Annotated in this window: 9 protein-coding genes; 4 read left to right on the top strand and 5 right to left on the bottom strand. The window is 69.0% G+C overall.

What is annotated here, in order from left to right; translation table 11 throughout:
• The first annotated feature begins 71 nt into the window (after positions 1-71).
• A complete protein-coding gene (locus G4D77_RS24960) occupies positions 72-551 on the top strand; it encodes a CYTH domain-containing protein (RefSeq protein ID WP_154833790.1) in 480 nt (159 codons plus the stop codon).
• 112 nt (positions 552-663) lie between these two features.
• On the opposite strand, the gene G4D77_RS24955 is transcribed toward G4D77_RS24960, so the two are convergent.
• Both G4D77_RS24955 and pdxR read right to left on the bottom strand, forming a co-directional pair.
• Positions 664-1170, bottom strand: coding sequence for a GNAT family N-acetyltransferase (locus G4D77_RS24955; RefSeq protein ID WP_154833789.1), 507 nt, complete (start codon positions 1168-1170; stop codon positions 664-666).
• Positions 1171-1248: 78 nt separating this feature from the next.
• A complete protein-coding gene (gene pdxR / locus G4D77_RS24950; protein WP_016447587.1) occupies positions 1249-2757 on the bottom strand; it encodes a MocR-like pyridoxine biosynthesis transcription factor PdxR in 1509 nt (502 codons plus the stop codon).
• A gap of 165 nt (positions 2758-2922) precedes the next feature.
• Between pdxR and gabT the strand changes: the two genes are divergently transcribed.
• The 3 genes from gabT (at position 2923) to G4D77_RS24935 (ending at position 6823) form a co-directional block, all read left to right on the top strand.
• The gene (gene gabT, locus G4D77_RS24945; protein ID WP_047470610.1) at positions 2923-4251 is read left to right on the top strand and encodes a 4-aminobutyrate--2-oxoglutarate transaminase; all 1329 of its coding nucleotides are present in this window, start codon (positions 2923-2925) and stop codon (positions 4249-4251) included.
• Positions 4252-4282: 31 nt separating this feature from the next.
• Positions 4283-5740 (top strand): NAD-dependent succinate-semialdehyde dehydrogenase, encoded by a 1458-nt coding sequence (locus G4D77_RS24940; RefSeq protein WP_154833788.1) that lies wholly within the window; start codon positions 4283-4285, stop codon positions 5738-5740.
• A gap of 105 nt (positions 5741-5845) precedes the next feature.
• Positions 5846-6823: a ketopantoate reductase family protein gene (locus G4D77_RS24935; RefSeq protein ID WP_047218192.1), complete on the top strand. Its 978-nt coding sequence runs from the start codon at positions 5846-5848 to the stop codon at positions 6821-6823.
• Here G4D77_RS24935 and G4D77_RS24930 read toward each other — a convergent pair.
• The 3 genes from G4D77_RS24930 to G4D77_RS24920 all read right to left on the bottom strand — a co-directional run bounded on the left by G4D77_RS24930 (position 6811) and on the right by G4D77_RS24920 (position 11728).
• Positions 6811-8991: a TonB-dependent receptor domain-containing protein gene (locus tag G4D77_RS24930; protein WP_154833787.1), complete on the bottom strand. Its 2181-nt coding sequence runs from the start codon at positions 8989-8991 to the stop codon at positions 6811-6813. The two genes, G4D77_RS24935 and G4D77_RS24930, sit on opposite strands and share 13 nt — an antisense overlap.
• 229 nt (positions 8992-9220) lie before the next feature.
• Positions 9221-10606, bottom strand: coding sequence for a sulfite reductase subunit alpha (locus G4D77_RS24925; protein WP_154833786.1), 1386 nt, complete (start codon positions 10604-10606; stop codon positions 9221-9223).
• Positions 10607-10651: 45 nt separating this feature from the next.
• The gene (locus G4D77_RS24920; RefSeq protein WP_154836335.1) at positions 10652-11728 is read right to left on the bottom strand and encodes an FAD:protein FMN transferase; all 1077 of its coding nucleotides are present in this window, start codon (positions 11726-11728) and stop codon (positions 10652-10654) included.
• Positions 11729-11767 lie beyond the last annotated feature (39 nt).

The raw sequence follows: 11767 nt of genomic DNA, 5'->3' as shown, positions 1-11767 counted from the left end.
TGGCCGGCCATCTGCCGGGCAGGGCGATGGTGGCGCGATAGACTGCCGCCTTTGTCTGCAAGGGCATCAGCATGGCTATCGAAATCGAACGCAAATACCTTGTGGCCGACCCCGGCGTCGTGACCGGCCTGACCGGCGTGCGCATGGCGCAGGGATACATCGCCGACAACGGCATGTGGGTGCGGGTGCGCATCGCCGGGGACACCGGATTTCTCACGCTCAAGGGGCCGGCACGCGGCATGAGCCGCACCGAATTCGAATACCGGATTCCGCTGGCCGACGCCGAGACGCTGCTGGCCCAGCACTGCGCGCATGGCGCACTCGAAAAGGTGCGCTACATCGTGACGGTGGACGGCTTCGACTTCGAGGTCGATGTATTCGAAGGCCCGCTGGCCGGGCTGGTCACGGCCGAGATCGAACTGGCCAGCGAGGATATCCAGCCGCCCTCGCCCGCCTGGCTGGGAGCGGAGGTCACCGCTGATCTTCGCTACAGCAACGCGCAACTGGCCAAGACCCGGCAGGTGCCTTCACCGGCCGTGCTGCCGGGCTGATGCAGGACGGCCCTGTGGACGCCGGGGCTACGGGGGGGCTACACGGGGGCCACCAGGGGGCGACAGAGGCCGCAGGGACTGACTGCCGGAACTTCCTGCGCTGTGCAGCGGTTCAGCCGCCGGCCCGGTCCAGGGCCATCGTCTGCACGCGCAGTTCGCAGCCCTCGCGCAGCGGCTGCAGCCCGCCCACAGGCCGGAAGCCGTTCGCCAGGTACAGGCGCATGGCGGGGGAGTCGGCATCGGTCACACCCAGCCGCACACGCTGCATGCCCTTGTGCCAGGCCCAGGCGACGGCCTGGGCCAGCAGGGCCTGGCCCGCACCCCGGCCACGCACGGCGGGATCGACCCACATCTGGAAGAGATCGGCCACGCCGGGCTCGGGGGCACACAGCTTGCACCAGAGCAGGCCGCAGACCTGGCCGCCGTTGACGGCGAAGAGCACCCTGTCCCTGCCGCCGGCAACGGCGGCCTGCAGCCGCGCAGCCCAGTCCGCGTCAACCCTTGCGGCCTCCGACTCCCAGGTGCTGCCGAAGGCGTCGGGTGCATCGCGCAGGGCACGCAGGCGGATATCCCGGTACTGCGGCCATTCATGGGGTTCAACGGGGCGGATGGAGATCATGGTGCGTCCTTAGGCAGACAAAAAAGGGTTGGCGTCGGGAGCCAAGGCGGCGCCCGGCCGGATGGTCCGGCCCGGGCCTCAGCGCCGGCCATGCCGGGCTCCGAGCACTGCCAGCATGCGGAAGAAGGCTGCGCCTATCTCTTCCTCGGAAACGCAGGCGTACCCCAGCAGCAGGCCACGCCGCCGGTGCGGACCCGCGTAGTAGCGCGACAGCGGCTTGACGAAGATGCCGGCCTGCCGGAGGTCCTCGGCGAGCACGACATCATCGTCCTGCCCGGGCAGCTGCATCACGAAATGCAGCCCCGCGCCGCTGTCCACCCAGGGCAGGTGGTCGGCGCCCAGATAGCGCTCGATCAAGGCCATCAGCATGCGGCGGCGCTTGCCGTAGAGCAGGCGCATCTTGCGGATGTGGGCGGCGTAGTGGCCTTCCACGATCAGTTCGGCGATGACCTGCTGCGGCAGCTGGTGACCCTCTCGGTACAGCTCGGAATGGATGCGGCGCAGCGGCTCGGCCAGGGTCGGGGGCAGCACCATGTAGCCCATGCGCAGTCCCGGGTAGAGGGTCTTGCTGAAGGTGCCTATGTAGATGACGGGCGCGTCCTCCTCCATGCCCTGCATGCTGGGCACGGGGCTGCCGGAGAACCGGAATTCGCTGTCGTAGTCGTCCTCGACGATCCAGGCACCCACCCGGCGCGCGTAGGCGATCAGCGCGCGGCGCCGCGCCATGCTCATGACGGCGCCCAGCGGGTACTGGTGAGAGGGAGTGACGAAGATCAGCCGCGGCACGGGCAGGCCGTCCGGCAGATGCATGCCCTCCTCGTCCACTGGCACGCTGTGCAGGCTCAGCCCGTGCTGCATGCGCAACACGTTGGCGATGCCCCAGTAGCCCGGCTCCTCCATCCAGACGCAGTCGCCAGGGTCGGCAAGGCTGCGCACCACCAGGTCGATGGCCTGGTGCACGCCTTCTGTGATCAGCACCTGGTCGGCTGCGCAGTTCACCGAGCGCGCCACGCGCAGGTGCTCGGCCAGCGCCTGCTTGAGCGCCTCCACGCCGCCGCGCGTGCCATAGGTGAGCAGCTGCGGCCCGGCGTGTCGCAGCAGGCGGTTGTGGATGCGCGCGTAGGCGGCGCGCGGGAACTGCGTCACGTCGGGCACGCCAGGCATGAAGGCGCCCCATTGCTGCTCCGAAGCCTGGGCGGTTTTCAGCAAGGCCTGTGCCTGCACGGACAGGCCGCCGCCAGGCGCAGGCGCTGCGGCGGCAGCGCGGCGGGCAGGTGCACGTCCGCCGCTCAGCAGCATGGCCGCAGGCAGGGTGTCGACCACCTGCGTGCCGCGCCCGACCTGGCTGCGCACATAGCCCTCCACCTGCAGCTGCTCATAGGCATGGTTGACGGTGTTGCGCGACACATCCAGCTCGCGGGCCAGGTCGCGCGAGGCCGGCAGGCGGCTGCCCGGCAACAGGGCCCCGCTGTCCACGGCCTGGCGCAGCGCCAGGTACAGGGCCCGGTTCAGGCGGACGCGGTCCCCGCCCAGCCCGCGCCAGTCCATCTGGAGGATGAGGTCCGCGCACACGGAGGGTTTTGCCATGTCTGCCTTGCCTGCGTTGCCTGCGTTGCCTGCGTTGCCTGCCTTGTGGAAGCGATGGTGGCGAACTCGATTGGCACCATCATCTTTTCAAAAGATGGCTCCATTCATGGAACCAATCGCCACTATAACCGTAAGCATTGCAGCCACCTCAACGGAGACCTTCCCATGTCCAGCGCCGCCACCAACGACACCACCAGAGCCTCGTCCGTCAACCAGCAACTCCAGAGCCGGCGCACCGCCGCCATGCCGCGCGGCGTGGGCGTGATGTGCGGCTTCCACGCCGTGCAGGCCGACAACGCCTTGCTGACCGATGCCGAGGGCCGCCAGTACATCGACTTCGCGGCCGGCATTGCCGTGCTCAACACGGGCCACCGCCATCCGCGCGTGGTGCAGGCCGTGCAGCGCCAGCTGGAGTGCTTCACGCACACGGCCTTCCAGATCGTTCCCTATGAAAGCGCCATCGCACTGGCCGAGCGCATCAATGCACTGGCGCCCATCGACGGCCCGGCCAAGACCGCCTTCTTCACCACGGGCGCCGAGGCGGTGGAAAACGCCGTCAAGATCGCCCGCCATGCCACGGGCCGCTCGGCCGTGATCGCCTTCCAGGGCGCCTTCCACGGCCGCACCCAGCTGGGCATGGCGCTGACGGGCAAGGTGGCGCCCTACAAGCAGGGCTTCGGCCCCATGCCGGGCGAAGTCTTCCACGCGCCCTTCCCCAGCGATGTGCAGGGCATCAGCGTGCAGCAGTCGCTGGACGCCATTGCCATGCTGCTCAAGACCTCGGTGGACCCGCAGCGCGTGGCAGCCATCATCGTGGAGCCCGTACAGGGCGAAGGCGGCTTCAACCCCGTGCCTGCCGCGCTGTTCACGGGCCTGCGCCAGCTGTGCGACCAGCACGGCATGCTGCTGATCGCCGACGAGGTGCAGACCGGCTTTGCACGCACGGGCAAGCTGTTTGCCATGGAGCACTACAGCGTGCGGCCCGACCTGATCACCATGGCCAAGAGCCTGGGCGGCGGTCTGCCGATCTCGGGCGTGGTCGGCCGCGCGGCCATCATGGACGCCCCCCATCCCGGCGGGCTGGGCGGCACCTATGCCGCCAACCCGCTGGCCGTGGCCTCTGCCCATGCCGTGCTCGATGTGATCGATGAAGAGCGCCTGTGCGAGCGGGCCCTGGCACTGGGCAGCCAGCTGCGCTCGCGCCTGCAGGCATTGCAGACGCAGGATGCCGGCATCGCCGAAGTGCGCGGCCTGGGCTCGATGCTGGCCGTGGAATTCCACATTCCCGGCAGCGGTGCGCCGGACGCGCAGCGCGTGGCCGCCATCGTCCAGCGTGCGCAGCAGCAAGGCCTGCTGCTGCTGACCTGCGGCCTGTACGGCAACGCCATCCGCTTCCTCTATCCGCTGACGATTCCAGAGCCGCTGTTCGGCAAGGCGCTGGACATCATCGCCAACGCCATCACCCAGACCGCGCCCCAGCCGGTCGCGGCCTGAATCCATTCCACAGCCTGAGCCTTCCCGCACCATGAGTCTTTCACTGCAACGCCCCGATCTGTTCCGCCAGGCCTGCCTGCTTGCCCAGGGCTGGCACCCCGTGGGCTCCGGCCCCGCCATCGATGTCTTCAACCCCGCCACAGGCGAGCGCCTGGGCCAGGTACCCGCCCTGCAGGCCGGCGCGGCCGAGGCCGCCATCGCCGCCGCACAGCGCGCCCTGCCCGCCTGGGCCGCGCTGACGGGCAAGCAGCGCGCCGGCATCCTGCGCCGCTGGTTCGACCTGATGCTGGCGCACCAGGACGATCTGGCGCGGCTGATGACGCTGGAGCAGGGCAAGCCCCTGGCCGAGGCGCGCGGCGAGATCGCCTATGCGGCCTCCTTCATCGAATGGTTTGCCGAGGAAGGCAAGCGCGTGGACGGCGAGCTGCTGCAGTCGCCCAACGCAGGCCAGCAGCTGCTCACGCTGCGCGAGCCCATTGGCGTGTGCGCCGCCATCACGCCCTGGAATTTCCCGGCCGCCATGATCACGCGCAAGGCCGGCCCGGCGCTGGCCGCCGGCTGCACCATGCTGGTCAAGCCGGCCGAAAGCACGCCCTTCACGGCCCTGGCCCTGGCCGTGCTGGCCGAGGAGGCCGGCATTCCCGCCGGCGTCTTCCAGGTGCTGACCGGCCATCCGCAGGACATCGGCCAGGCGCTGACGCAAAGCCCCGTGGTGCGCAAGCTCAGCTTCACGGGCTCCACGGCCACCGGGCGGCTGCTGATGCGCCAGTGCAGCGACACGGTCAAGAAGCTGTCGCTGGAGCTCGGCGGCAATGCACCGTTGATCGTGTTTGACGATGCCGACATCGACCAGGCCGTGGCCGGCATCGTGGCCTCCAAGTTCCGCAACGCCGGCCAGACCTGCGTGTGCGCCAACCGCATCTATGTGCAGGATGGCATCCACGACGAACTGGCCCGCCGCCTGGCCCGTGCCATGGCGGGCTTCAAGGTCGGCAATGGGCTGGAGCCCGGCGTGACCCATGGCCCGCTGATCAACGAGGCGGCCGTGCAGAAGGTGGAAAGCCATGTGGCCGATGCGCTGTCCAAGGGCGCGCGCCTGCTGACGGGCGGCAGGCGCCCGGTGCCGGGCCAGCTGTTCTTCGAGCCCACGCTGCTGGTCGATGTGAACGACAGCATGCAAGTCTGCGAGGAAGAGACCTTCGGCCCGCTGGCGCCGCTGTTCCGCTTCCATGACGAGGACGAGGTGGTGCGCCGCGCCAACGACACCATCTACGGCCTGGCCGCCTATCTGTTCACCAACGACAACCGCCGCATTTGGCGCGTGTCGCGCGCGCTGGAGTACGGCATGGTGGGCATCAACACCGGCCTGATCTCCAACGAGGTCGCGCCCTTCGGCGGCGTCAAGCAGTCCGGCCTGGGCCGCGAGGGCTCGCGCCACGGCATCGAGGAATACCTGGAGACCAAGTACCTGTGCCTGCAGACGGCATGAGGGTTGCCTGACGTCCGCAATGGCACCCGGCAGGGAAGACGGCATGGGCCTTCGACGGCAGCCTGGCTAGACTGGGCGCCATCAAAGGCCCATCCGATCTGCACCATGGACGCTTCTTCCGCCCGCCTCCCCTCTCCTTCCGAACCGCTGCGCATCGCCGTCATGGGCGCAGGCGCCGTGGGCTGCTATTTCGGCGCACTGCTGGCGCGCGCCGGCCACCAGGTCACGCTGATCGGCCGCCCCGCCCATGTGCAGGCCGTGCAGCAGCATGGCCTGCGGCTGGAGACGGCGGCACTGGACATCCAGGTGCCCATGCAGGCATCGACCGAGGCCAGCGCCGTGCGCGATGCCGATGTGGTGATGTTCTGCGTCAAGTCCACGGCCACCGAGGAAGCGGCCCGCGAGATGCAGCCGCACCTGGCGCCGGGCACCCTGGTGCTGACCATGCAAAACGGCGTGGACAACGACGAGCGCGTGCGCGCCGTGCTGGGCCCGTCCGTGGCCGTGGCCGCCGCCGTGGTCTACGTGGCCACTGCCATGGCCGGCCCCGGCCATGTGCGCCATTTCGGCCGCGGCGAGCTGGTCATTGCGCCGTCTGCACTCAGTGAACAGGTGGCCCTGCAGTTTGGCAAGGCAGGCATTGCCGTGCAGGTATCGCCCGACGTGCGCGGCGCGCTGTGGGCCAAGCTGGTGATCAACTGCGCCTACAACGCGCTGTCGGCGCTGTGCCAGCTGCCCTACGGCCCGCTGGTGCAGTCGCCCGGCGTGACGGACGTGGTGGACGACGTGGTGGCCGAATGCCTGGCCGTGGCCAGGGCCGACGGCGTGGCCCTGCCCGGCGACGTGCCCGCTGCCGTGCGCGGCCTGCCGGCCACCATGCCGGGCCAGTTTTCGTCCACCGCCCAGGACCTGGCGCTGGGCAAGCCCAGCGAAATCGATCACCTCAACGGCTACGTGGTGCGGCGCGGCGAGGCCCTGGGCGTGCCCGTGCCGCTGAACCGCACGCTGCAGGTGCTGGTCAGGCTGGCCCCTTCACGCATGCAGGCCAGCCAGGCGCCCCTGAACCCGCCTCAGAACTCGTAGTTGGCAGACACCCACAGGCGGCGGCCTTCCTGGTTGTTCGCGTAGCGGTTGCCAAAGATCACGGTGCCCTGGACCTGGCCCGGCACGTTGTAGGGCTGGTAGTCCACGAAATCCTTGTTGAACAGGTTGTAGATGGCCGCGTTGATGGTGAACTGCTTGCTCACGCGGTAGCTGCCGCCCAGGTGGAACTGGGTATAGGCCTTGTAGTTGCCCAGCGCGGCCTTGGCGGCCTGGGAGCTGGCGCTGGTGCCGGGGTCACGGTAGCGCTCGCTGCGGTACTCGGCGCGCAGCCACAGGTTCCACTGGGCACCCGGCTCCCAGTTCAGGCGGGCGTTGAGCGCGTGCCTGGGTGTGTCGCTCAGCGGGTTGCCACGGTTGGGGCCGCTCTTTTGCTCGCTCTTGGTGAAGGTGTAGTTGGCGCTGGCGTTCCAGCCGCGCGCCAGCGGCATGCGCGCACTCAGCTCCAGGCCGCGCGTGACGGCCTCGTCCACGTTGATGGACTGGCCGAAGGCATCCACCAGCGGCCAGTCGCCGAAGCTCACGCAGCCGGGGCGGTTGGGCGCTGCCGCAAAGTCGCAGTTGATCAGGCCCGGGCCGCTGGTGATCTTGTCCTTGAACTCGTTGTTGAACACCGTGGCGCTGCCCGCAAAGCCCGTGGGGCTGTCGAAATAGACGCCCAGTTCGGTGGTGCGGCTGGTTTCGGGCTTGAGGTTGGGGCTGCCCACCAGCGGCAGGCGGCCCTGCTGGCCGAAGCCGTTGATGCCGGGCGCCAGCTGCTCCACGCGCGGCGTCTTGTAGCCGTTGCTGACGCCGCCCTTCACGGTCCACTGCGGCGCGGCATTCCACACGCCGTAGATACGCGGGCTGAGCTTGCCGCCGAAGAGGCTGTGGCGGTCATAGCGCGCGCCCATGGTGAGCTTGAAGGCGTCGGTCAGGCTCCATTCGTCCTCGGCAAACAGGGCCTTCTGCGTGAAGGCGAACTTGTTCGGCGCCACGCCGTCCTTCATCTCGGCATCCCACCACTGGCCGCCCAGCGTGGTCAGGTGGGCACCCCAGGGCAGGACCAGCTTGCTGTCCAGCACCTTGCTTTCCACCTCCAGCGTGCGCGCGGCACCTGGCGTCGCGCCCGGGGTTCCCCGGGGAATGGTCCGGCCGATGGTCTCGGTCCGGTTGACCATGAAGCTGGTGTCCCAGGTTCCGAAGCCGTAGCGACCGGTATGGGCCAGCGTGAGCTGGTCACGGTTGTATTTCTGCTCGGGGCTGTAGCCTCCCGTGCCCAGCGTGCCCAACTGGCCCTGCGAGTTGTCATAGGTCTGGCGGCCCGAGTCCAGGTCCAGCGTGATGTCGTGGTACCTGTTGGGCGTGAGCGCCAGGCGCAGGCCCAGGTTGTTGATCTCGGACTTGACGGGGTTGCCGCCCATGATGGGAACGGCTGGCTGGCCGTTGGCGCCCGCATAGGTGATGTCCGAAGCGGCCCGGCGCTGGGTGCTGCCGCGGATCGACAGGCCCAGCAGGTCCTCCTTGATGGGGCCGCTCAGGTAGAACTTGCCGGACTTGATATCACCGAACTCCGACTCTTGCTGCAGCGTGTAGTCGGCGCTGACGCTGCCCGTCCAGGTCTTGCCGACCTTGCGCGTGATGATGTTGATCACGCCGCCCATGGCGTCGGAGCCGTAGAGCGTGGACATGGGGCCGCGGATGACCTCGATGCGCTCGATGGCGCCGATGGGCGGCATGAAGCTGGTCTGCGTCTCACCAAAGCCGTTGGGCGTGACATTGCCGGCCGAGTTCTGGCGACGCCCGTCGATCAGCACCAGCGTGTAGTCGCTGGGCATGCCGCGGATGCTGATGTTCAGGCCGCCGGTCTTGCCCGCGGGGGCGCCTACGTCGATGCCTTCCACGCTCTCCAGCGCGTCGGTCAGGCTGCCGAAGCGGCCCTTGGCCAGTTCCTCGCGCGGGATGACGGTGATGGAGGCCGGCGCCTCCTTGATGTCCTGCTCGAAGCCCGAGGCAGAGACCACGACTTCGCGCAACTCGGTGGTGGCAGCCGCATTGCTTTGCGATGGGGTCTGTGCCGATGCGGCACCCGAAGCACAGATGGCGGCCACCAGGAGGGCCAGAGGGGAAGGACGCGACGGAAAAACGCCGCGCAGATCGCGATACGACATGCAAACACTCCAGAAACGGAAAACGGGCTGTGAGGCCCGTGCAACTCGCTTTGAAATCTTTGGTTATGCGATGGGATGGGGATATGTAACGAAATTATATGAACATTGAGAATCATTTCCATTCTCATGATCACAATAGGATTTATCTGTCGCACGGATGCTACGTTCCTAGGAGCAGAAAGCGCTGACGGCACCAATGCTTGCGCTGGCGCAAGCTGCTCTCACCACCTCAATACACGTCACGCCGGTAGCGGCCGCTGCGCACCAGCTGGTCCATTTGCGCCTCACCCAGCACGGCGTGCAACGCCTGGTCCACGCCCTGGGCCATACCCTGCAGGCTGCCGCACACATAGATGGCGGCGCCCTGCTCCACCCATTGGCGCAGCATATCGCCGGACTGCGCCAGCAGGTCCTGCACATAGGCGCGCGGCGCGCCTTCGCTGCGATCGCGCGAGAAAGCCAGGTCCAGGCGCTGCAGCACGCCGCCCTCGCACCAGGCCTGAAGCTCGTCGCCATAGAGCCGGTCATGCGCGGCATTGCGCTCGCCGAACAGCAGCCAGTTGGGCCCCAGGCCTGCTGCGGCACGCGCACGCAGGTGGCTGCGCAGGCCGGCCAGACCCGTGCCGTTGCCGATCAGCACCAGCGGGCGCTGCAGGTTGTCTTCCAGCCGGAAATTGCGGTGCGCACGCAGCCGCAGGGTGATGGCTGCCCCCAGGGGCGCGCCCTGCGTGAGCCAGCCCGAGGCCAGGCCCGGCGAGCCGTCCTCGCGCCGCGCCTGGCGCACCAGCAGGTGCACGCAGCCGTCCTGGGCGATGGAGGCGATGGAGTACTCGCGCGGATGCTGCGGGTCCGCAGGAATGCAGACCTGCGCCAGGTCGCCGGACTCCCACAGCGCGGCCTCCGTTGCAGGGGGCTGCAGCTCGATGTGGAACACCGGCTCGCCTGCGCTGCCCGGGTTCATATGCCGGCGCGCGGCCAGCGTCCATTCGCTGAATACCGGCATCTCCCACGCAGGCATGTCGCCCAGGCTGCTGATCTGGGTCAGCTGGTGCTGCCAGGCGGTGAGCGCCTGGGGCGCGCCGTTGTCCATTTCGATGCGCTCGAACCAGGGGCTGGCGCCTGCGGCGCGCAGCCAGCCGTCCAGCGCGCGGCCAAAGCCGCAGAACTGCGCGTACTGCCGGTCGCCCAGCGCCAGCAGGCCGTATTGCAGATGGGACAGGTCCTGCGCCTGCGCCATGGAGTGCGCCAGGAACAGGGCTGCGTTGTCGGGCGGATCGCCCTCGCCATAGGTGCTGGCGATGAACAGCGCCCTTTGGGTCTGCGCCAGCAGCTTCACATCAACGGCATCGAGGGCGCACAGATGCACGCTCTCACCGGCCGTATGCAGCAGCCGCGCAGTCTCGCGTGCCAGCTCCTCTGCCTGGCCCGTCTGGCTGGCATAGGCCACAAGCAGGGGGAGCGCGCCCTCGCGCGCCGAGGCCAGCGCCGCGGCTTCGTGCTGCGCCCGCGCGCGCTGGCGGCGCTCGCGCCACCAGATGGCGGCGCACATGGCCACATAGAGCAGGACCAGCACGGCGGCTGCGAGTAGGCGCAGCCCAGGTTCGGACAAGGTCATGGCGGGGACCGGAAATCTACACGGCGGAAAAAGGGAAGGAAACGCTCACGGCAGCAGCGCGGCAAAAGCCGTTGTCATCGCCATGGCAGGGCCTTGGGCAGTGCGCTCGCACAGCAGCGCCGCCACGCCGCGCTGCTCGGCAAAGTCCAGGCCCTCGCGCGGCCCCAGCACGGTGAGCACGGTGGCCAGGGCGTCGGCCTGCATGCATTCGGCATGCAGCACGGTGACGCTGGTCAGGCCATGCGCCACGGGCTCGCCGCTGCGCGGATCGATGGTGTGGGAGTAGCGGCGCCCGCCCTGCTCGAAGGCATGCCAGTGGTCGCCCGAGGTGGCGATGGCCATGTCGCGCAACGGCAGCGCCAGCGGCGTGGACTGGTCCGCCATGCTGGCCACGGCCACGCGCCAGGGCTGGTTGCCAGGGCGCTGACCGCAGGCCCGCAGCTCGCCGCCCACCTCGACGAGGAAATCGGTATGGCCCAGCGCCTGCAGGCGCTCGGCGACCAGATCCACCGAATAGCCTTTGGCAATGCCGCTGAAGTCCACATGCACGGCGCCGGGCTGCAGCGCGCGCCGGCCCGCCAGGTCCAGCACGATGCGCTGGTAGCCCACACGCTCGCGCACCCGCCGCAGTGCATCGGCATCGGGGATGCCGGCGCCCTGCGCCTTTTCCGCACGCGGGCCGAAGCCCCACAGCTCGACCAGCGGCCCCACGGTGGGGTCCCAGGCGCCGCCACTGGCCTGCGCCCAATCGAATGCACAGGTCAGCACGGTGAAGAATTCGGCAGGCAGCACATGCCAGCTGCCCGCCTCTGCGCGGTTGAAGCGCGAGATGTCGGAATCAGCCTCCCAGTTGCTCATCTGGCGCACGACCAGGGCCAGCGCAGCCTCTATGGCCTGGCGCGCCTCATCGAGCGGGCGGAAACCCGGGTTGTGCAGGCGCACGCTCCAGGTCGTGCCCATGGCCTCGCCGGTGAGTGTTTGCAGCGCGGCGGGGTCTGCCCGCCGCACGGCCTGCGGCGCGTAGCCGGAGACGGCAAAGGACGCCGCGCCCGTGGACACAGGCGCGGCGAGGCTCCGGCCTGCGCTGCCCTGCAACAGGGCGGGCGCGAAGCTCACGCGCACGGGCGCAGGCGCGGGCGGGGCCCCGGGTGGGGACACAAG

This window comes from Delftia sp. WY8, from assembly GCF_018437695.1.
In the GTDB taxonomy this organism is placed as follows: domain Bacteria; phylum Pseudomonadota; class Gammaproteobacteria; order Burkholderiales; family Burkholderiaceae_C; genus Comamonas; species Comamonas tsuruhatensis.
Note: the sequence above shows the minus strand (reverse complement) of the source record. Positions and strands in the feature narration are given on the sequence as shown.

What these genes read in the sequence shown, in the direction of transcription:
- G4D77_RS24925 (WP_154833786.1), bottom strand. Translation starts at nt 10,606, where the DNA reads ATGACCTTGTCCGAACCTGGGCTGCGCCTACTCGCAGCCGCCGTGCTG.
- G4D77_RS24930 (WP_154833787.1), bottom strand. Translation starts at nt 8,991, where the DNA reads ATGTCGTATCGCGATCTGCGCGGCGTTTTTCCGTCGCGTCCTTCCCCT.
- G4D77_RS24960 (WP_154833790.1), top strand. Translation starts at nt 72, where the DNA reads ATGGCTATCGAAATCGAACGCAAATACCTTGTGGCCGACCCCGGCGTC.
- G4D77_RS24940 (WP_154833788.1), top strand. Translation starts at nt 4,283, where the DNA reads ATGAGTCTTTCACTGCAACGCCCCGATCTGTTCCGCCAGGCCTGCCTG.
- G4D77_RS24935 (WP_047218192.1), top strand. Translation starts at nt 5,846, where the DNA reads ATGGACGCTTCTTCCGCCCGCCTCCCCTCTCCTTCCGAACCGCTGCGC.
- pdxR (WP_016447587.1), bottom strand. Translation starts at nt 2,757, where the DNA reads ATGGCAAAACCCTCCGTGTGCGCGGACCTCATCCTCCAGATGGACTGG.
- G4D77_RS24955 (WP_154833789.1), bottom strand. Translation starts at nt 1,170, where the DNA reads ATGATCTCCATCCGCCCCGTTGAACCCCATGAATGGCCGCAGTACCGG.
- gabT (WP_047470610.1), top strand. Translation starts at nt 2,923, where the DNA reads ATGTCCAGCGCCGCCACCAACGACACCACCAGAGCCTCGTCCGTCAAC.